The following is a 19,111-nucleotide window of genomic DNA, read 5'->3' as shown; positions in this document are numbered from 1 at the left end:
GACCTAAGATTTGATGCCTAAATTCGCATTTAAGGTGTTAGGCCTTGATTTTACCCCAGCTAAAGCATGGGGGTAGGAGAAAGGCGCAGCAGAACGCGTCATCCCCATTTGAGGATGACGCCAACGCTCGACTTATCTGTCTGGCAACGTCACGTTAAGTTCGAGTACCGACAAGTTATCGTCATTCTGATCTAATTGCACTGAAACTTGATCATCCGAAATCTGCACATACTTGCGGATCACGGCGATGATTTCTTGCTTCATCTGCGGGAAATAGTCAGGTGTGTCGCGTTGTCCACGCTGATGGGCCACAATAATTTGTAGTCGCTCTTTTGCCATTACCGCGGTGCTAGGCTTTTTCTTGCTTTTGAAATAGTCGAGTAAAGACATAATTAGCTACCAAATATCCGTTGTAAGAAACCTTTTTTCTCTTCCGTAATAAAGCGTACTGGGACATCTTCACCCAATAAACGCGCGACAGTGTCACTATAAGCGGCGCCTGCATCACTTTCTTGATCGATAATCACAGGTACTCCGGAGTTTGATGCCTTGAGTACGGATTGTGATTCAGGGATAACACCAAGCAAATCAATGGCAAGGATTTCTTTTACATCGTCAACACTTAACATTTCGCCCGATTTTACCCGACTTGGAGAATAACGAGTCAACAGTAAGTACTCTTTTATCGGCTCTAAACTGAGTTCTGCGCGGCGTGACTTACTTTGCAGCATTCCTAGAATACGGTCAGAGTCGCGAACCGAGCTTACTTCAGGGTTGGTCGTCACAATGGCGATATCGGCAAAATACAATGCCATCATCGCGCCTTGCTCAATACCTGCAGGGGAATCACAGATAATAAATTCAAATTCTTTGGCTAAATCGTCAAGCACACGGCCCACGCCTTCTTTTGTTAGGGCGTCTTTATCACGAGTTTGCGAGGCTGGCAGTACAAACAGTTTTTCACAGCGTTTATCTTTGATAAGTGCCTGATTTAAATTCGCTTCACCGTTGATGACATTGACAAAGTCATAGACGACGCGGCGCTCGCAGCCCATGATCAGATCCAAGTTACGCAAGCCTATATCGAAATCGATAACAACAGTTTTATGCCCTTGTAGTGCAAGTCCAGTTGCAATCGCCGCACTGGATGTGGTTTTACCAACACCACCTTTACCTGAAGTGACAACAATAATTTGTGCCATGTTTCTCTCTATCCTTTTTTGTGCCATTTAGAGGGGCAATGATTCAACGATAAGCGACTCGCCATTTAAGCGAATGCAGCCGCCTTTATCTGAGCTATGTTGTTGTAGATTTTCAGCGAGCCAATATTGCCCTGCTATTGAAACTAATTCTGCCTCGAGGGAATGAGCAATGATTACCGCGCTGCTGTCGCCAGCTGCGCCCGCCATGGCCTTTCCTCGTAACGCACCATAAATATGAATGCTACCATCGGCGATGACTTCTGCGCCATTACCTACCGCACCAAATATGATTAAATCGCCATTTTTTGCATAGACCTGCTGACCTGAGCGGATATTTTGCTTCAAAATCTTAGTTTGACGCGGTGCTGGTGGAGGGGCGACGCTTTGTTTACCCGCTTTGACTATGGCAAGTCCGAGTGTTTTAGCTTGGTTGCTTAGGACGTTAGTTGCACCAGTAATTCCTACAATAACTAACTGGCGGGAAAGTAATAACTCTTTTAAGCCCTGTAAATTAAAATCGTTATCTTGAATGGCGCTGAGGTTGACGACTAAAGGGGCACCCAGAAAAAATTGGGGAGCTTGTGCCAATTTGCTATCTAATTCAGCCATGACAGCATTTAAATCGCTGTTATTAATATGAAGCACTGAAAGAGTAAAAGAAGCGCCTTTTAACTCTAAGCTAGGTTTTGACATCCCGGCACTATTCTCCAGAAATCATCAGTCGGTTCGCTGATTTGCAATTAAATTACTAGGCGACCATGTTATAGTGTGCCCCATTGACTGGCAAGTTTGAACTATTGGATATTTATACTCTTATGCTATGTGCGGTTTATAAAAGTAGTCGAAAGGCTGACACTTACTTATTTGTAAACAAAAGGGACTGTTTTGACGACGTCCCGCAGGCGTTGTTAGATATGTTTGGTGTGCCTCAGTTAGTGATGGTATTCCCGATTGCTAAGCGTGAATCACTCGGTATTGCCGATATTCATAAGGTCAGAGCAGCACTCAAGGAAAAGGGATTTTATTTACAAATTCCGCCACCGCAGGTTAATTTATTGGCCGAGCACAGAGAAAGCCTTGGGATTCAAGACTAGTCTGTAACTGTGCACAGGGTAACTGCCAAAGACAGTCTTTAAATCTGTTGCAGCATATACAAAGCTCTTCTTGCCCTTAATTCGTAAGGGCAAATCTCCTTCTTTAATGCTCGCCTCTTAAATTTAAGCAGCCGCAGACNGATTTTGTTCGTTCTGGCAAGCACGTGCTCGCGAAACGAGGAATGATGTGTAGTTATTCTACTCAAATGACGAGCGGCTCTTATGACAGAAAGTAAGAGCAAGGGCTTGCCAGACGAACCCTTCGGGCAGCGTTTGGCTGACGTTTCTGCTGCGTTATCGTCCGTTTATGTAGAACAACTACACAGCACGGACTTTGCCTTGCATAAACGCAAGCCAAATTGCTGCAAAAACAACCCTTAAACGTCAACACGCCCTAGTAAGTGGCAACCATTGGGGGAAGGCATCTCGATAATAGTGATTTGCCCAATCATCAAAATATTCATGCCTTCGTCTCACATGTCTTATGGCGCTGAGTCATCAAGGTCTTTCGTCTATAACAATTACCGTGTCTTAATGCGCTGGCAAGCGGTGAATTATTTAGGTGAGTGCGATTATTTAGGCATCTTTGTGGTGCATGTATCGGAGAGAATTAAGCATCCCCACTAAATTGGTGTAAAATGGCCCGCATTGAGCGGATTTTTTATATGAAGATAAGCGTAAACATGGCATTTTGGCAGAATAAAGCGTTAACCGAGTTGACGTCGCAGGAGTGGGAGTCCCTCTGTGATGGTTGTGGTAAGTGTTGTTTAAACAAATTGATTGATGATGAAACTGAAGAGCTGTATTACACCAATGCGGCTTGTCTATTACTCGATCACCAAAGTGCCAGCTGCAAACATTATAGTGACCGTTTTAGCCATGTTCCCCAATGTACTGTGATTACTGCGCAAAATGTCCATGAACTCACCTGGCTACCCGATAGCTGCGCCTATCGCCGTTTGGCATCAGGCAGAGACTTACCAAGCTGGCATCCATTACTTACGGGCTCTAAAGAGGCCATGCACCTTGCGGGCATGTCGATTCAAGGCAAAGTGGTAGATGAGCGCAGGATAAAGGATATAGAAGATCATATCGTGCTGTGGCCGCTTAAAGATCTGGATTAATACCATTCAAGCAGCTTTTATCTGTAATATCAGATAGTAATGAATAAAAAGGAGCAACTAACCATTTCGGTTGATTGCTCCTTTTTTCTATCTAGAGTTTAAAACCAAAGCGTTATTTATCAAGGAATGGTGGCGTTATTGCTGGACCATTGCTCAGTCACGCAAAACAATTTTATCGATTAGATAAAGTCATTCAATAATCGTCACTTTTTCGATAATGATGGGTTCACGGGGCACGTCTTCATGGCCCGCTACTCGCGTGGTTTTTACGCCTTCAATTTGCAGCACAACCTCGAGTCCCGCTGTGACTTTACCAAATACCGCATAACCCCAGCCGTTATTGGTGGGTGCCGTATGGTCTAGAAACTCATTATTGGCAGTATTGATAAAAAACTGCGCGGTTGCCGAGTGTGGCGCATCGGTACGGGCCATGGCGATAGTACCAAATACATTCGATAGGCCTTTGTTGGCTTCGTTGACAATTGGTTCGTGGGTGGGCTTTTCTTTCATTTTGGCGGTAAAGCCACCGCCTTGGATCATAAAGCCTTTGATTACACGATGGAAAATCGTGTGATCATAAAAACCTTCTTTACAGTAACGAATAAAGTTTTTGGCGGTAACGGGGGCGCGCTCTACATCAAGTTCGAGGGTTATATCGCCAAAATTTGTTGTGAAAATAATCATATGCTGCGCTTCTGTTAGTGAGTTATTTGGTGTGAGATCCACTAAGCCAAGGATTAAATGATGGAGATGTTTCACCTTGTGTTTGTTGTTTCTCGGAGCTTTCGCTCACATCGGGTTGTGTTAACCTTGTCGCTTGCTTAGGTTGCGGCTTGGATTTAGCACTACGGTGCTTTTTCGCCTGAGTTGCTTCAAAGGTGCCGGGTTTTCCACTGAAATAGGGCAAGGCTTGAGCTTTTTTATTGGGTTTATGCGCTGATGTAGAAGCCGATTTAGGCACAAAATCGAGAATTGAAATAGGCACCGCTTTTTTAGGCTCAAACCCCTCGATGTGTTTGCGCTCGATAATATGGCCTAAACGGCGCTCTATAGCGCACAGGTTTCTAAAATCATCTTTAGAGACAAAGGATATGGCTTCACCTTGATTGCCCGCGCGGCCGGTGCGGCCAATACGATGGATATAATCATCGGCCTCATCGGGTAAATCGTAGTTAATCACCCGCTCGAGCGCATCGATATCGATACCGCGTGACGCAACACCGGTCGCGACTAAAAAGGAGACTTTACCCGCTTTAAAATCGATAAGTAGTTGCTCGCGCACCGCTTGGCTGCGACCACTGTGAAAAGCCTCCGCGGTAATGCCACGCTTTTCTAACTGGCTAACCAATTTGGCGGCGCCGTGTTTGGTTTGGATAAAAATTAATGCCTGTGCCCAGTTATTCTCTTTAATTAAATGGCTCAATAGTGCGGATTTTCGATCTTTATCAACGGTCGTTAACCACTGCTCAATTTGTGTTGAAGCGGCATTTTTACGACTGATTTCAATCTCAATGGCATCCGGAATAGCGGTTTTAGCCAGTGCTTTGACCTGTTTTGATAAGGTTGCCGAAAATAGCAGGTTTTGCCGCTGCTCAGGCAGCTTTTCAATAATGCTATTAATATCTTCGATAAAACCCATATCGAGCATGCGATCGGCTTCATCCAGCACTAATACGGAGACTTCATCAAAGCGAATGGCTCTTTGAGTATACATATCCAGCAAACGCCCAGGCGTTGCAATGAGCAGATCAACCCCTTCAATCAGACGTTTTTTTTGCGGCGCAGCATCAACGCCGCCGTACATGGCCATGGCCGTCAGCGGCAGGTACTTGGCATATTGATTGATGTTTTGTTCAACTTGTAGCGCCAGTTCCCGAGTGGGGGTAAGAATGATGGTACGTACCCGTTTAGGCCGAATTTTGGGTGCGTCAGCAAATCGATGTAGCAACGGCAATACAAAACTAGCCGTTTTACCTGTACCGGTTTGAGCCGCGGCTAGCACATTTTTCCCCGCAAGAATGCTGGGAATGGCCTGAGCTTGTATTGGCGTAGGGCTTTGGTAACCCAGTTCAGTCACGGCTTTGATAAGCGCGCTGTGTAATCCAAGTTGGGTGAATGGCATTGAGGATCTCAACTAAATGATTTATTGGCAAACTGTTGGCGTGGCGCAAACAGCGAAGCAGGTCGCTATTATAGCAGTAGCATTGTTGAAATAGGGGATTATCTCAACTTTGCGGTTAGTTCGAGGGGTTAATAAATGGGCTTACAAATTTGTAACTGGGCATGTATTAGATATTAACATTGCTGCAATTAGGCGGCTGATATGATTAACTAAAGTAATGTTAAATACGCCTGACGAGCGAGCTTTCAGGCGTTATCGCCAAATTCAATACGCCTAGCATTCGTTTTACCAGCTTGCTTAGGGTAAGCATTACAACAACGCGTTGGTATAAATATAAAAAGGACAATAAAGAATGAGAAAAACCACCCTATCCCTTGCGATATTGTTATCGTTCACCGGCCTTGTAGGCTGCCAATCCCAATCAGACCAAACCTCGCCAAGTAAAGTGGTTAGTGGTGAAGTTAGCACGGTTTCTTTTGCGCAGTTTAGTAATGCTTTTATCGATGATTTGTGGCAATTATCACCAACATGGGCGCTATATAGCGGCAAGCATGTTAATGATGGCTATTTAGAAATCCCCAATGAAGCTAGCCGTGTTAAGACACTTGCCTTTGTAAAAACCCAGCAGGCGAAGCTGAAACAGTTTGAAATTAAGTCTCTGAGCTCTAACGAAACCATCGATTATCATTTGATTGATAACCTGCTAAACAGCATGGCGTGGGATATCACTGACTTTAAATCTTGGCAATGGGATCCCTCTAGCTATAACGTGGCGGGCGGTTTTGCACAAATCATCAATGAAAACTTTGCGCCGCTGGATGACAGATTACGCTCGGTATTGGCCAGGATGGAAAATATCCCAGCTTATTACGCCGCAGCAAGAAGTAATATATCGAAACCAACCCTAGAGCATACGGAACTTGCTGTAATGCAAAACCAAGGTGCGTTTTCGGTATTCTCCGATGATTTATTAAAACAAGTGGCGGATTCCGGTCTGTCGGATGCGGAAAAATCGCTATTTAAATCCCGCTTCGATACGGCAACGAAAGCAATTAATGAACATATTCGTTGGTTAAATACCCAGGTCAGCCAACTTAAAAAAGACGGCGCCCGCAGCTTTAGAATTGGTGAAGAATTATACGAGCAAAAATTTGCCTTTGATATCCAAGCGGGCATGACGGCTAAACAGCTCTATCAAAAAGCCATGGCAGATAAAGATAGGGTCCAAGGTGAAATGGCCAAGATCACCGATAAACTTTGGCCTAAATATTTTACAACGCCAAAACCAAGTGATAATAAAATCGCCATCCGCCAATTAATTGATAAATTGTCGACTGAGCACGTTAAACGCGACGACTTTGTTAGCGAAGTCCGTAAACAAATTCCTGAGTTGATTGAGTTTGTAAATCAAAAAAAATTAGTGACTTTAGACCCAAAAAAACCATTAGTGGTTCGTGAAACTCCTGAGTATATGCGTGGTTATGCTGGAGCGTCGATTAGTGCCCCTGGCCCCTATGATAAATTAGGCAATACCTATTATAACGTCACGCCACTCGATGGTATGAATGATGAATCCGCTGAAAGCTATTTACGCGAATATAACCATTGGATATTACAGATTTTAAATATCCATGAGGCGATTCCAGGGCATTACACTCAATTAGTGTATTCCAATGAATCGCCAAGCTTAGTGAAAAGCTTATTTGGTAATGGCGCAATGGTCGAAGGTTGGGCTGTTTATACCGAACGCATGATGCTTGAAGAGGGTTATGGCAATTTCGAGCCTGAAATGTGGTTGATGTATTACAAGTGGAATCTACGTGTTATCTGTAACACGATCTTGGATTACAGCATTCATGTTAAAGACATGACTGAAGATCAAGCCATCAGCCTGATGATGGATGAAGCCTTCCAGCAACGAGCTGAGGCTGAAGGCAAGTGGCGCCGTGCTACCCTAAGCCAAGTACAGCTGACCAGTTACTACTCGGGTTACCGTGAAATTTACGATTTCCGCGAAGAATATAAGCAGCTCAAAGGTAAGGATTTTGATCTCAAAGCATTCCATGAGAAGTTTTTAAGCTATGGCAGTGCGCCAGTGAAATATATTCGTCAGTTAATGCTAGAAAAATAAGCCAATAATTGAAAGGGTGCCATCAATGGCGCCTTTTCACTGGCTGTTTTGATATACATTGCGTGGATGAATACGTCTGAATTGATACAACGATTAATTTAGGCCATACAGCAGATTCTGTACGGCCTTGTTATAATTGTTCTTTCTGGAAGGCTGTTTTCGGTATTATTTTTTGTTGGGTAACTCAGCCATAATAGCTAATACATCTTCGTATGAAATGTTAAACTCTCGAGAAAGGTTAATAATTTTAGTCTTATAGGTTTGAATATTTTCTTGCTGTGCAAGTTGGTGTTTCTTTTCTTCAACTAGTTCGTTAACAGTTTCTTGCAATATTAATAAGCGACGTAAACTGTAATCAAGGGATTTGATGTATTTCCCCATTTGTTGTTTATTACGGGCTTGCTCAAGATCCGTTGAGACTTTTTTCTCATATCCATATTCATCGAGTGCAGCGATAGCGCTTTGCAAATCTAGATCAGTTGTCATTTGGTGTTCACTTTATTACGAGACGTTGAGAAGCGAAAGAATGAATGCCTTAACCCAAGAGGGTATCACAAGCATTTTACTATCGCAGATTATAATGTTTATGCCAATGCTGACCAAGTATTAAAGTGCTAAAACCAATAAAAAGCTGGTTTTCTCATAGTACTTGTCGGCGTCTACAATAATGAGTAGTCTAAACTTTTCGCCAAGTGGAGATTGAAATGCTTGATCTATTACCCGATTTGTTTGATCACTATCCATCCAAACTCACTTTGTTGCCGCTAGCGTTTCGTGCTTATGGTGGTAAGAAGTTGTTTTGGGGTGAAGTTGTGACGGTCAAATGTTTTGAAGATAACTCCAAAGTGAAAGAAGTTTTAGCACAGCCAGGTCAAGGGAAAGTGCTTGTTGTTGATGGTGGAGGCTCATCCCGTCGTGCACTGCTGGGAGATTTAATCGCCCAAAGCGCCATGGATAATGGTTGGCAAGGCGTGATTATCAATGGTTATGTTCGGGATGTTGCTAGACTGAATACTTTTAATTTAGGGGTTTATGCCTTAGGCGCGATGCCCATCAAGACTGATAAGAAAGATCAAGGGCAAGTCAATGTGCCTATCGAGTTTGGCAGTGTTACAGTCAAACCCGGTATGATGGTTTATGTTGATGAGAATGGCATTGCCATCAGTGAGGAGTGTTTAAATTTCGCATTTTTAAGTTAAGTTTTTAAATTCAAGATGTTATTGATAAGGATGTTTTCATGAAATTCATTAAGTGGTTTTTAGCCATTCTGGCGACCTTCATTGTCGCTGTCGCCTTATATCTTACTGTTTTCTTTGACCCTAATGATTTTAAACCCGAAATTGTCAACGCTATTAAAAAACAAACTGGGCGCGAGTTAGTAATAACCGATGACTTGTCATGGACATTTTTTCCGACCATAGGGATTAATTTAGGCGGTGTTTCCCTATCTAACCCTGAGGGATTTACCCCAAAATCGATGCTTGAAGTTAATAAAGCCGTAGCTGAGGTTGAGCTTATACCACTGTTTAGCAAGCAAATTGAAATCGCTCAGCTCACTCTTGATGGCGCAAAAATCAATTTGGTCACCCGTAAAAATGGTAGCTCAAGCCTAGATGGCTTAACGGGCAAGAGCACTGAGCTATCTGCTACCCCATCTGAACCAAGTGCTAAAGCACAATTAGCTAGTATCGATGTAGGTGGTATTTCTATTACGAATACGCAAATCAATTTAATTGATGAAGCTAAAGGGCAAACCCAAACCTTAACTTTAAAACAGTTCACTTTGGGGGCATTTTCACTCGATAAATTTGCGCCGATGGCCTACGAATTTGCCGCGACCTTGCCGGATATGACAGTGAGCAGCAAAGGCGAAGGGCAAATCAAGTTAAGTCATGATTTTAATCAGCTGGTGATTGAGAAGCTGGATATTGAGACTCAAGTTGAAGGAGAGGGGATCCCTAATAAAAAATTGACCGCCGAGATTAGTCTAAACAGCCAAATCGCATTAGATAAAAAGCAGTTATCGGCGGACATCAGTAAATTAACGGCAATGGATATCAATGCAGCAGGTAAGTTGACCGTCAATTACGGGAGCAAAGTGCCGAAAATTAGTGCGGATTTCCAACTTGGGGATATTGACCTCGATGCTTTGCTACCAAAATCTGACACTTCAGAAAAACAAACCGCAGCTGCGTCTTCACAGACTCAGGCCGTTGAACCCGATTTAACGGCGCTTAATGGTTTGGATGCGAAGCTAATATTGGCGGTTAAATCGATCAAAGTCGCGAATTTGTCTACGCAAAATTGGTTAATGGATTTAGGCATTAAAAATGGTGAGGTTGATCTTAAGCAGCTAAGTGCAGATCTCTACCAAGGTAAGTTAATGCTCAATGCCCAGGTTGATGCGCGATCAAAAGTGGCAAGTTACCAATTTGATAAGCAAATCTCGGGTGTACAAATTCAACCATTACTTAAGGATGCGGCCAAGCTTGATATTCTGGCGGGAACGGCAAGTTTTAATGTAAAAGGCAAAGGTAAGAGTTTGATTCCTGAACAATTAAAGAAAAACCTCCTCGCGAATGGTCGTTTTGATATCACCGATGGTGCCCTTTACGGTGTCAATATCCCGCAGATGATCCGTAGTGCTCAGGCTAAATTAAAGGGGGATTTGTCTGCGGACACGAAAGAGGAGCGTAAAACCGACTTCTCGAGCCTAACCGGTAACTTCTCCCTTGAACATGGTGTAGCGACAAACCCTGATCTCGCAATGTCTTCACCTTTGCTTAGGCTTGCGGGTAAGGGCAGCGCGGATCTCTTGACGCAAACTCTGGATTATCGGTTAACGACCAGTTTAGTCAATTCCCTTAAAGGTCAAGGTGGCAGTGAGAAAGATGCGCTGGCAGGAATTGATATCCCTCTCGCGATTACCGGTACTTTCCAAAAGCCGGAATATGCCTTAGATACTCAAGCGTTATTAAATAATCAGTTGAAGGAAGAGACTGATAAAGCGAAAGAAAAATTAAAGGATTCGCTACTTAAAAAGTTGGGCGGCTTGTAGGTATGCAAGATTTGCGTGCTCGGTCATCTCCTACGTCAACAGTCGATGTGTGAGCGTAACCGGCAACGTTCTGCTCGAAAGATAACGGCGTATTGAGCCAATAAAAAAGCAGTAACCCAGAGGTTACTGCTTTTTTATGTTGATCTTTATTTTAGATGCAAGACGATTTTATTAACAAATTAAACATAAGGTATTTAGAGTGATTCACACTTAAATGCTTTATGTATTTAAATTGCTTTCATCTACAACCAGTTTCAACACTTGACCGGGTTGAATATATTGTGATGCGGTTAAGCCGTTCCATTCGCGAAGTTCAGGAACAGTCACCTTAAACTTGTTTGCAATTCGTGCGAGTGAATCACCAGCCTTAACTTTGTAGCTGACGGTTCGGATCTGCTCGTTATCGTGTTTTTCTTGTGGTGCAACAATCGTCAATTGCTGACCACTTTGTAATTTGCTGTCTTTGCTTAAATGGTTCCAAGTCATTAATTGTTTGACGCTAACATTATGTGCTTGGGCAATTTGCCACAAACTATCACCGGATTTTACTTTATAGGTCAACTTGTTACCCGAGGTGGCAACAGCGGCCTTTTTAGGTAATTTCTGACTGGTTGATAGGGCATACAGTTGTTTATCATCAGCAGAGACTGGGATAATTAGCGGTCTTCCAGCAATGATATTGTTGTTTTTCATACCATTAGCAGCACGGATCGCATTGATGCTTGTATGATGTTTTTCTGCAATAGACCCTAAACTATCTCCAGGCTTAATCGTATATCTAAGCCAGCTTACACGGGCCTCACTTTCAGTTTCTGCAAGTGCTTTTTTGAACTCTTCAGATTTATCAATGGGTAATACTAAAGTGTGTGGGCCCATTGGTGAGGTTGCCCAGCGATTGTAACCTGGATTGAGCTTTAATAGCTCATTGGTGGTCATATTGGCGAGACCTGCTGCCATGGCTAAGTCAATTTGACTGTCTATATCAACCACTTCGATTGAAGGGCTGTTATCAATGGGTGCCAGAGTAATGCCATATTCATCGGCATGTTTAATCACTTCGGCGAGCGCCAATAACTGTGGCACATAACGTTTGGTTTCTTTAGGGAGATCGAGCGACCAAAAATCGGTTTTAAGACCTTTATCTTCGTTGCGTTTAATCGCATTGAGTACGCGTGACTCTCCTGAGTTGTAGGCCGCAATTGCATAAAGCCAATTATTATTGGTTTTATCGTACAAATATTCGAGCATATCTAGGGCTGCTGTCGTGGATGCAGGCACATCGCGACGGCCGTCATACCACCAGTTCATCTCTAACCCAAAGTGGCTCGCCATCGGGGTGGTAAATTGCCAAAGCCCTGAGGCAGCACTGGCCGAAGAAGCACTGGGATCGAAAGCGCTTTCTATAATCGGTAGCAGGGCTATCTCGATTGGTAGATGGCGTTTTTCAAGTTCTTCGACGATTAAATACATGTAAGGCGCTGCACGCTCAGAAATCAATTCAAGGTGTTTAGGGTTGTTAATGTACCAATCGCGATAATAGTTAACGAGTTTCTTGTCTGGAATGGGTAACTGCATTCCTTGACGAATTCGTTCCCATACATCAGTAATTTGCGCCGATTCAGGTTCGGTTGCGAGATAATACTGTGGGACGGTATTTTCGGTCGTGACGGTTTCAGCTTCAGGTTTGGGCACCTGAGGGTTGTCTAACGTCTGACAACCTGTGAGTAGGGCAAATCCCCCTACTACAACATAAAGTGATACTCTCATGGAAAACGATAGTCCTCTGTTAGTGCATTGCCACTGCACTCTTCGTACAACGTAAATTATCTAACGAATTGATTATGTGAAAAAAAGTGGCAACACAGAGCGCAAAGTATTCACGCAAAAACGAGCCATTCTATGGGATCTTTTCGAGCTTGTCCCTAAATTATCGTACATCTTGTAGGGTCACTTTTGATTTACGTCATCAAAAGTGGAAAAATCTGTATAAATTTCAGCCATAAATGGATCGTTTTTTACTAAAAAATATCTTTCCACTGCCGAAGTAGGGCAAAACAGCTTAGTTCATCAGCTTTAGTCAGATCTTGGTCACAAAACTTACTTTTTATGCTGTTGACTATGGTAGGCGCTAACGGACGAAGGAAGGGATTGATTGCCCGCTCTAATCCTATGGTGGAGGGGATAGTGGCTTTGTTTTGGGCACGCATTGTGGTGGCTTGCTCTACATACTTGTTGAGTGCGGCGTTATCTGCATCTACCTCTTGGGCGAATTTAAGATTCGCAAGAGTATATTCATGGGCGCAGTACACTCGAGTCTCATCGGGTAACGCCGCGAGCAAACTTAAGGATTGCCACATTTGTGCAGGGGTGCCCTCAAATAAACGACCGCAGCCTGCACTAAAGAGTGTATCACCACAAAATAGCGCACCATCAAGTAGATACGCTATATGACCAGCAGTATGCCCAGGTACAGACAAGATGTGTATGGGCGCATCGATAAAGGGCAATGTAAGTGTATTGCTCTGTGTAGGGTCGATTGGCTGATTGATGCCTTGAATAGCTTCACGTTGCGGACCGTAGACAGCCAGGATCTGGTCTGTTGTCTGCTTAACATGGGCGGCGAGGGCGGTTATTCCACCTGTATGATCATTATGATGATGAGTGATCAAAATACCCGCTAACGTAAGTTGATGTTTACGTAAGTAGTCGAGCACAACATGTGGATCGCCAGGATCAACCACATACACCGTTTGCAGGGAGTCTTGTCGCAACACCCAGATATAATTGTCATTAAAGGCATTAATCGCTGTTATAGTGAGCATAGCACCGCCGATAGCTGTATTTTGATTCCAAGATGAGGTTATTATCCACAGGTGGATATCAGTTGGCGACTATTGTGATTTTTAAATCACCTAATGATGGATGTTCAATGAAGGTCTTAACTCGGTAAAAGTAATAAGATAACGGAAAGGGAGGTGAGTTGTGTCGTATAACAGTTCTGTGCGTAAACCTGAGCAATGGGAAGATTTACCCAATGGCGACGCACTCCAGCAAGCTGTTACCGATAAGCTCACTGATTGGTGGCCAAGGGTGTTTGGTTATCATTTGTTGAAGTTGGGCCCCTTAAGTGCACAGCTCTCCAGTATGGCATCCCCTGTTGCTCATCATTTTTCACTATGCTCAGCACCAACAGCCTCGTTAATGGGGGATTTTTGTCATTTGCCGATACAAAATGGGGTGATTGATGCTGTGGTGATGAGCTTGCTACTAGAGTTTGAGGCTGATCCTTACCGTATTTTACGGGAAACCGACAGAGTGCTGATCGCCGGTGGTTATTTATTTATTGTGGGCTTTAACCCCTTAAGCTCAGTGTTTCTTGGCAAGCTGTGGCCGAAATATCAAGATGATCTACCTTGGTGCGGACGCTTTTTTATGCCATCTAGGGTGCGAGATTGGTTAGGGCTACTTGGTTATCAAGTGGTGAGTGATGAGCGTTTGGTTTACCATCCCCTGATCGGCGAATTGAATCGTGGTCGTTTTTTACAGCAAACCTTAGCTTCATGGCTTCCCAGTGCGGGGAGTTTGTATTTGATTGTGGCTCGAAAATTAGAATCACCATTAACCCCAATCCGTGACAAACGTAAAGTTCGACAACCCAATTGGGCCACTGCGCCAAGTGCCGGACGCACTGGGCATTTATCCGAACATATAAAATAACATCATCGATTAATGAGTCCGATATGCGAATTACCCTAAGGCAACTTGCAGTTTTTGAAGCCGTCGCACGCAGTGGTCAGGTGGCAAAAGCGGCTGAACAAGTTAATCTATCGCCGCCTGCGACCTCTATGGCCTTAGCCGAATTGGAAAAACAGCTCAATGCCCGCTTATTTGAAAGAATTGGCAATCGTCTGCAACTGAATTCGCAGGGTAACCTCTTGTTGCCGTTGGCCACCGATCTTTTACATCGTGTTGAACAAATTGAGCAGGCATTTACTCGTCAAGATGGTGATTTGGTTGGACACTTAAGTGTGAGTGCAAGCTCAACGATTGGTAATTATTTACTGGCGAAAGCGGCAGTCGCATTTTGCCAGCAACATATCCAAACCCATGTAGACGTGGCGATCACCAATACCCAAGAGGTGATTCAATCCGTTGCACAATTTCGTGCCGAAATGGGGTTTATTGAAGGGCATTGTACTGATAACCGTCTTCATATCGAGCCGTGGCACAAGGATCGATTATTGGTGTTTTGCCATCCCGCTCATCCATTGGCAGGGCAAACGGTTAAGCCTTTGGCCGTAAAAGGCCAATCTTGGGTGCTGCGTGAAGAAGGATCGGGAACTCGGGAATATTTTGTTAATGCGGCCAATGAACTGGGTATGCAACCGGAGGCTAAGTTCTGCTTTACCACGCCAGATGCCATCAAGTTGGCGGTAAAACAAGGTGCTGGTTTGGGGGTTTTGTCAGAACTTGCGTTGGATAAAGACATTAGTCGAAAAGAATTGGCTCTAGTCACCATTGAAGGATTAGTGCTAGAGCGGCAGTTTTACCGCATCACTCATAAGAGTCGCCAAGCAACGTCGTTAGGGCTGGCCTTTGTGCAGTTTTGCAGTAATTTTTTCCATTTATCACGAGACTAATGGTGTTCTAGCAGCGATAAGAGTTAGGACTCCGCCTGATAACCAGCATCAATTTGCGTAGGATTTGCCTCTGCGGCGGCGCGAGCAAGTTGATCACAACGTTCATTTTCCGCGTGTCCGGCATGGCCTTTTACCCAGCGCCAATCAATTTGGTGGAGTTGAGCGGCGTTATCTAAACGTTTCCAAAGATCGACATTTTTCACCGGCGTTCGATTAGATGTCATCCAGCCTTTTTTCTTCCAGCCGTGGATCCAAGTGGTGATCCCTTGGCGCATATATTGGCTATCGCTGGTGAGAATGATTTTACAGGGTTCTTTTAGGGCCTCAAGCGCAACGATTGGGGCTAATAATTCCATGCGATTATTGGTTGTCAGGGCAAAACCATCGGATATCTCCTTTGTATGGCCCTTATAATTCATTACAATGCCATAGCCACCGGGGCCCGGATTGCCTAAGCAAGAACCATCGGTGAAGATGTGGATTAGTTTTAGTTCAGTCATCAAGTGGTTACCAGCGGCGTAAATATCGGCCGAGTATAACCAAAAAAAGTCATAAGAAGCGCATAAAAGTATGAATATTATCTCAAACGCAAGCCGTCAGGTTATTTTGGATACTGAAACCACTGGTATGAACCAGGGGAGTGGTGCGGTGTATTTAGGACACCGAATTATTGAGATAGGTTGTGTTGAGGTCATCAACCGCCGTTTAACGGGGCGTTATTACCATCAATATATCAATCCTGGACAAGCGATTGATCCAGAAGCGATTGCTGTTCACGGGATCACCGATGAGCGTGTTGCAAATGAGCCAAGATTTCATCAAATAGCGCAAGAGTTTATCGATTTTATCAGTGGCGCAGAAATTGTAGCCCATAACGCAAACTTCGACGTGAGCTTTATGGACCATGAGTTTTCCTTACTGCAACCGTTAGGACCAAAGACTCGCGACATTTGTGATATTTTAGACTCCCTCGATATCGCTAAGTTTTTGCATCCTGGGCAAAAAAACAACTTAGACGCTCTCTGCAAACGATATGGCATCGACAATTCCCGCCGCCATTACCACGGCGCATTACTCGACGCCGAAATTCTTGCCGATGTGTATTTGTCGATGACGGGAGGTCAGACTAAGTTCAATCTCTCTAACGAAGAAGTTGGTCAAGAGGCGGGAGGCATTCAACGCTTTGATCCCGCATCACTTAATCTTAAAGTGATCAGCGCATCGGCCGATGAACTCGTTATACATGAACAACGCCTTGATTTAGTCGCAAAATCAGGAAAGTGCCTCTGGAGAGGATAATTTTTAGCCTATGACGATGTCGCTGCGAAAATCTCTAGTCAATACCACGTTAATACTCGGCTACCTTAGCTTGAGCACGTCATTGTTTGCGGCTGATACGGAACCAGTGACCGCTAAGCCGATAAAGCCGACTACCGATATGGCAGCTAAGGTTCAAAATACTGCTGAGCCAAGTGCTGAGGTTAAGGTAAACAGTGCTGAGAGTAAGGTAAACACGTCGTCCAAGCCCTCGAATATGAAAGTCGTGCCCGTAGATACGGCTTCTGAGCTTAAAAATCGTTTTCGGGTGGATCATATGGTCAGCAGTATGACACTCATGATCCAGCGAGAATATGGTTCGGCCCCTGTGGTGATTGTCTTGCCTGATGGCAGTAAGTGGTACGCCAATCGTCATCCAGAAACGGTCAAATGGGTTGATGGTATGACCGGGGATATTATTTATATCGAATCACCTCAGCCAGGCCCTTGGCAATTGGTGGGTAAAGTGGTTGCGGGCTCGAAAATTAAACGGGTTTCAAAGCTTGAGATTGAAGTTCAACGATTACCTCAGCCATTATTTCAAGGCGAACAAACCAAAGTGATTGCCCAATTAATGGGAGATGCAGAGCGCGTTCGCATGCCTGGGATGGACTATTTAGTCGAGTGGACCGCTCACTTTGTCAGTAAGCATCGGACGGGCGATGAAAACTTTGCCGCAGGTGACATTATCGTTGGTTCCTACAAAGATAATGGTGAAAAGTTCGATGAAAGACCTGATGACGGCATATTTACAGGCGATATCAATCTTAAGCAGCCATGGGGTGAGTACGACTTTGTCGTTCAAGCGCGTAACAACGTATTTGAAAGGCAAGTCTCATTTCCTTTTAGCTTATCTCCACGACCCGTAAATGCAGAGGTGATAACTCCTGAAGATCCTTTAACGGGTCAATGGAAAATCATGCTACATGCCGATAGTAGCGTATTACAGCTAGCTGAAACCCATTTTTCATTTGAGCTTGTTGGACCTGCTGGTTTGCAACTTCCCCTCGTAGTTCATGGGCTTAAGGAGAGCGACACTGAATTGCCGATACCGCCTGTGACCGAGTTTGGCAGTTACCGAATAAAAGGCTCTGCTGCGACAACGACAGTCACTGGCCGTGAAATAGTACTCGATTTACCTGAACTGTTCTTCAACCTAGTGCAACCGCCCGAGCCACCACCTAGCGAAGAAGAGCTCGCAGCTGTGGCCGCGCAAAAGGCTGCAGAGGAAGAGGCTCTCGCTAAGCAGGAAGCGATCTTCTGGATTATCACCGTCAATGTGGTGTTAGTGCTACTGGGTGTGGTTGGGCTGATTATTTGGCGTAAGCGTCAAAGTTTGGCACAAGCATTAGCCGCGGCCGAACAGCGGATTTTAGATGAAGCGGAACAAAATAAAGCTGATGTCCCATCCCTTGATGAAATAGATTTAACTATGCCAGATGAACCTGATAATCGTAGATAAAAGTGAAGGAAAGGGTGAGATTTACATCGGAATTTGCAGATATTTTGTTCACTTATCATGGGGTTTTGTTAAGTTTGGCGAAATTTTAACTAATCGATGCAATTGAGTGAAAAAAACGGTTGACGCTTCGAACGCTCAACCGTATTATTCACCGCAACTTGAGTGGAGCGGTAGTTCAGTTGGTTAGAATACCGGCCTGTCACGCCGGGGGTCGCGGGTTCGAGTCCCGTCCGCTCCGCCAGTCAAGTTATTGAAAGTTAAAATTATAGTGCTGTTATAGCGGTATAATAAAAAGTTTGGAGCGGTAGTTCAGTTGGTTAGAATACCGGCCTGTCACGCCGGGGGTCGCGGGTTCGAGTCCCGTCCGCTCCGCCAACATTCATGAAGCCCATGCTATTAAATAGCATGGGCTTTTTGATTTTGCTCCCTTCACAATCCTATTCAACTCTTCGTGACCGTGACCAAAATGTGACCATTTGGTGACCCAAAGTCTTTTTTGAACGAGTGTCAATTCCCAGCGTTTTGTCCGCAGGAAACGCAGTCTTTTGCAAATTTCCCTACCCTATAGGCGCAATGTTGATCACAATGAGTGCATTTAGCAATGCATACTCTCGAAAAGCCCTGTCATAAAAGCACGCAAATCTGGTATCGTCTTGCTTCGGTCAACTGTTGATAATTCAGGTGATATTCTTTTATTTTAGCGAGATAAAGAGTACCACTTTTCAGTAGTTGGCTTTTCAACACCTTGATTAGCGTGTCGCAGTTATTATCTGAATTCAAGAATAATGGCTCTAACTATTGCGATTTCAGGGGCTGTTACGATTGGCTAATCCTCTAAATAGCTGTTCCAAATAGTAGATCAAAGGAAGGGAACTCAGTCCTGTTTGAGCGATCTGATCTATCGCCAAACAAACCCACCACTCGCCGAGGACTGAGAATGGCGATCTTACCACCACTTTGT

19 protein-coding genes and 2 tRNA genes are annotated in these 19,111 nt (G+C 44.2%); 12 read left to right on the top strand and 9 right to left on the bottom strand.

Translation table 11 applies throughout. The annotated features are described in order from the left end of the window. Positions 1-132 precede the first annotated feature (132 nt). The 3 genes from minE to minC are packed head-to-tail and all read right to left on the bottom strand — an operon-like array spanning position 133 to position 1,895. Positions 133-390: a cell division topological specificity factor MinE gene (minE, locus tag IEY09_RS11805; protein WP_007648439.1), complete on the bottom strand. Its 258-nt coding sequence runs from the start codon at positions 388-390 to the stop codon at positions 133-135. Positions 391-392: 2 nt separating this feature from the next. Next, positions 393-1,202, bottom strand: coding sequence for a septum site-determining protein MinD (minD, locus tag IEY09_RS11800; RefSeq protein ID WP_037419172.1), 810 nt, complete (start codon positions 1,200-1,202; stop codon positions 393-395). A 27-nt stretch (positions 1,203-1,229) separates the two neighbouring features. Next, positions 1,230-1,895, bottom strand: coding sequence for a septum site-determining protein MinC (minC, locus tag IEY09_RS11795; RefSeq protein WP_037419169.1), 666 nt, complete (start codon positions 1,893-1,895; stop codon positions 1,230-1,232). Positions 1,896-2,017: 122 nt separating this feature from the next. On the opposite strand from minC, the gene IEY09_RS11790 reads away from it, so the two are divergent. From IEY09_RS11790 to IEY09_RS11780, 3 genes are all read left to right on the top strand, one after another. After that, positions 2,018-2,296 (top strand): YcgL domain-containing protein, encoded by a 279-nt coding sequence (locus tag IEY09_RS11790; protein WP_037430455.1) that lies wholly within the window; start codon positions 2,018-2,020, stop codon positions 2,294-2,296. A 222-nt stretch (positions 2,297-2,518) separates the two neighbouring features. Then, a complete protein-coding gene (locus IEY09_RS11785) occupies positions 2,519-2,677 on the top strand; it encodes a hypothetical protein (protein WP_188871189.1) in 159 nt (52 codons plus the stop codon). Between the two features lie 302 nt (positions 2,678-2,979). Next, positions 2,980-3,420, top strand: a complete 441-nt coding sequence (locus tag IEY09_RS11780) for a YcgN family cysteine cluster protein (RefSeq protein ID WP_037419163.1) — start codon at positions 2,980-2,982, stop codon at positions 3,418-3,420. Positions 3,421-3,609: 189 nt separating this feature from the next. Here IEY09_RS11780 and IEY09_RS11775 read toward each other — a convergent pair whose 3' ends face one another. Both IEY09_RS11775 and IEY09_RS11770 read right to left on the bottom strand, forming a co-directional pair. Continuing rightward, complete coding sequence (locus IEY09_RS11775) at positions 3,610-4,104, bottom strand: peptidylprolyl isomerase (protein WP_037419214.1); 495 nt, start codon at positions 4,102-4,104, stop codon at positions 3,610-3,612. 22 nt (positions 4,105-4,126) lie between these two features. After that, positions 4,127-5,542 carry a DEAD/DEAH box helicase gene (locus IEY09_RS11770; RefSeq protein WP_188871187.1) on the bottom strand — a complete coding sequence of 472 codons (1,416 nt, stop codon included), beginning with the start codon at positions 5,540-5,542 and terminating at the stop codon, positions 4,127-4,129. Positions 5,543-5,894: 352 nt separating this feature from the next. Between IEY09_RS11770 and IEY09_RS11765 the strand changes: the two genes are divergently transcribed. Beyond that, a complete protein-coding gene (locus tag IEY09_RS11765) occupies positions 5,895-7,673 on the top strand; it encodes a DUF885 domain-containing protein (RefSeq protein WP_188871185.1) in 1,779 nt (592 codons plus the stop codon). A gap of 165 nt (positions 7,674-7,838) precedes the next feature. Here IEY09_RS11765 and IEY09_RS11760 read toward each other — a convergent pair whose 3' ends face one another. Continuing rightward, the gene (locus IEY09_RS11760) at positions 7,839-8,159 is read right to left on the bottom strand and encodes a hypothetical protein (protein WP_037419155.1); all 321 of its coding nucleotides are present in this window, start codon (positions 8,157-8,159) and stop codon (positions 7,839-7,841) included. Positions 8,160-8,377: 218 nt separating this feature from the next. Between IEY09_RS11760 and IEY09_RS11755 the strand changes: the two genes are divergently transcribed. Then, positions 8,378-8,872, top strand: a complete 495-nt coding sequence (locus IEY09_RS11755; RefSeq protein WP_037419152.1) for a putative 4-hydroxy-4-methyl-2-oxoglutarate aldolase — start codon at positions 8,378-8,380, stop codon at positions 8,870-8,872. Between the two features lie 38 nt (positions 8,873-8,910). Then, positions 8,911-10,731, top strand: coding sequence for an AsmA family protein (locus tag IEY09_RS11750; protein ID WP_188871183.1), 1,821 nt, complete (start codon positions 8,911-8,913; stop codon positions 10,729-10,731). Positions 10,732-10,950: 219 nt separating this feature from the next. On the opposite strand, the gene IEY09_RS11745 is transcribed toward IEY09_RS11750, so the two are convergent. Continuing rightward, positions 10,951-12,498 (bottom strand): LysM peptidoglycan-binding domain-containing protein, encoded by a 1,548-nt coding sequence (locus IEY09_RS11745; RefSeq protein WP_037427661.1) that lies wholly within the window; start codon positions 12,496-12,498, stop codon positions 10,951-10,953. A gap of 251 nt (positions 12,499-12,749) precedes the next feature. Beyond that, positions 12,750-13,553 carry a hydroxyacylglutathione hydrolase gene (gloB, locus tag IEY09_RS11740; RefSeq protein WP_188871181.1) on the bottom strand — a complete coding sequence of 268 codons (804 nt, stop codon included), beginning with the start codon at positions 13,551-13,553 and terminating at the stop codon, positions 12,750-12,752. Between the two features lie 160 nt (positions 13,554-13,713). Here gloB and IEY09_RS11735 point away from each other — a divergent pair, with 160 nt between their 5' ends. Both IEY09_RS11735 and IEY09_RS11730 read left to right on the top strand, forming a co-directional pair. Beyond that, positions 13,714-14,448: a methyltransferase domain-containing protein gene (locus tag IEY09_RS11735; RefSeq protein ID WP_037419144.1), complete on the top strand. Its 735-nt coding sequence runs from the start codon at positions 13,714-13,716 to the stop codon at positions 14,446-14,448. Between the two features lie 23 nt (positions 14,449-14,471). Then, positions 14,472-15,371 (top strand): LysR substrate-binding domain-containing protein, encoded by a 900-nt coding sequence (locus IEY09_RS11730; protein ID WP_188871179.1) that lies wholly within the window; start codon positions 14,472-14,474, stop codon positions 15,369-15,371. 23 nt (positions 15,372-15,394) lie between these two features. Here IEY09_RS11730 and rnhA read toward each other — a convergent pair whose 3' ends face one another. Beyond that, a complete protein-coding gene (rnhA, locus tag IEY09_RS11725) occupies positions 15,395-15,871 on the bottom strand; it encodes a ribonuclease HI (RefSeq protein WP_037419137.1) in 477 nt (158 codons plus the stop codon). 70 nt (positions 15,872-15,941) lie between these two features. Between rnhA and dnaQ the strand changes: the two genes are divergently transcribed. The 4 genes from dnaQ (at position 15,942) to IEY09_RS11705 (ending at position 18,525) form a co-directional block, all read left to right on the top strand. Further along, a complete protein-coding gene (gene dnaQ / locus IEY09_RS11720; protein ID WP_037419134.1) occupies positions 15,942-16,670 on the top strand; it encodes a DNA polymerase III subunit epsilon in 729 nt (242 codons plus the stop codon). Positions 16,671-16,680: 10 nt separating this feature from the next. Next, positions 16,681-18,150, top strand: coding sequence for a TIGR03503 family protein (locus IEY09_RS11715; protein ID WP_229777884.1), 1,470 nt, complete (start codon positions 16,681-16,683; stop codon positions 18,148-18,150). Between the two features lie 164 nt (positions 18,151-18,314). Further along, positions 18,315-18,391: transfer RNA gene (locus IEY09_RS11710), tRNA-Asp, on the top strand. 57 nt (positions 18,392-18,448) lie between these two features. Continuing rightward, a tRNA-Asp gene (locus IEY09_RS11705) sits at positions 18,449-18,525 on the top strand. The last annotated feature ends 586 nt before the right edge of the window (positions 18,526-19,111 follow it).

Origin of the sequence: Shewanella xiamenensis (assembly GCF_014647135.1) — a bacterium.
GTDB lineage: Bacteria > Pseudomonadota > Gammaproteobacteria > Enterobacterales > Shewanellaceae > Shewanella > Shewanella xiamenensis.
This window is presented reverse-complemented; position numbering and strand designations above follow the sequence as displayed.

Coding starts and splice junctions, on each gene's coding strand:
- minE (WP_007648439.1), bottom strand. CDS start 390: ATGTCTTTACTCGACTATTTCAAAAGCAAGAAAAAGCCTAGCACCGCG.
- minD (WP_037419172.1), bottom strand. CDS start 1,202: ATGGCACAAATTATTGTTGTCACTTCAGGTAAAGGTGGTGTTGGTAAA.
- minC (WP_037419169.1), bottom strand. CDS start 1,895: ATGTCAAAACCTAGCTTAGAGTTAAAAGGCGCTTCTTTTACTCTTTCA.
- IEY09_RS11790 (WP_037430455.1), top strand. CDS start 2,018: ATGCTATGTGCGGTTTATAAAAGTAGTCGAAAGGCTGACACTTACTTA.
- IEY09_RS11785 (WP_188871189.1), top strand. CDS start 2,519: ATGACAGAAAGTAAGAGCAAGGGCTTGCCAGACGAACCCTTCGGGCAG.
- IEY09_RS11780 (WP_037419163.1), top strand. CDS start 2,980: ATGGCATTTTGGCAGAATAAAGCGTTAACCGAGTTGACGTCGCAGGAG.
- IEY09_RS11775 (WP_037419214.1), bottom strand. CDS start 4,104: ATGATTATTTTCACAACAAATTTTGGCGATATAACCCTCGAACTTGAT.
- IEY09_RS11770 (WP_188871187.1), bottom strand. CDS start 5,542: ATGCCATTCACCCAACTTGGATTACACAGCGCGCTTATCAAAGCCGTG.
- IEY09_RS11765 (WP_188871185.1), top strand. CDS start 5,895: ATGAGAAAAACCACCCTATCCCTTGCGATATTGTTATCGTTCACCGGC.
- IEY09_RS11760 (WP_037419155.1), bottom strand. CDS start 8,159: ATGACAACTGATCTAGATTTGCAAAGCGCTATCGCTGCACTCGATGAA.
- IEY09_RS11755 (WP_037419152.1), top strand. CDS start 8,378: ATGCTTGATCTATTACCCGATTTGTTTGATCACTATCCATCCAAACTC.
- IEY09_RS11750 (WP_188871183.1), top strand. CDS start 8,911: ATGAAATTCATTAAGTGGTTTTTAGCCATTCTGGCGACCTTCATTGTC.
- IEY09_RS11745 (WP_037427661.1), bottom strand. CDS start 12,498: ATGAGAGTATCACTTTATGTTGTAGTAGGGGGATTTGCCCTACTCACA.
- gloB (WP_188871181.1), bottom strand. CDS start 13,553: ATGCTCACTATAACAGCGATTAATGCCTTTAATGACAATTATATCTGG.
- IEY09_RS11730 (WP_188871179.1), top strand. CDS start 14,472: ATGCGAATTACCCTAAGGCAACTTGCAGTTTTTGAAGCCGTCGCACGC.
- rnhA (WP_037419137.1), bottom strand. CDS start 15,871: ATGACTGAACTAAAACTAATCCACATCTTCACCGATGGTTCTTGCTTA.
- dnaQ (WP_037419134.1), top strand. CDS start 15,942: ATGAATATTATCTCAAACGCAAGCCGTCAGGTTATTTTGGATACTGAA.
- IEY09_RS11715 (WP_229777884.1), top strand. CDS start 16,681: ATGACGATGTCGCTGCGAAAATCTCTAGTCAATACCACGTTAATACTC.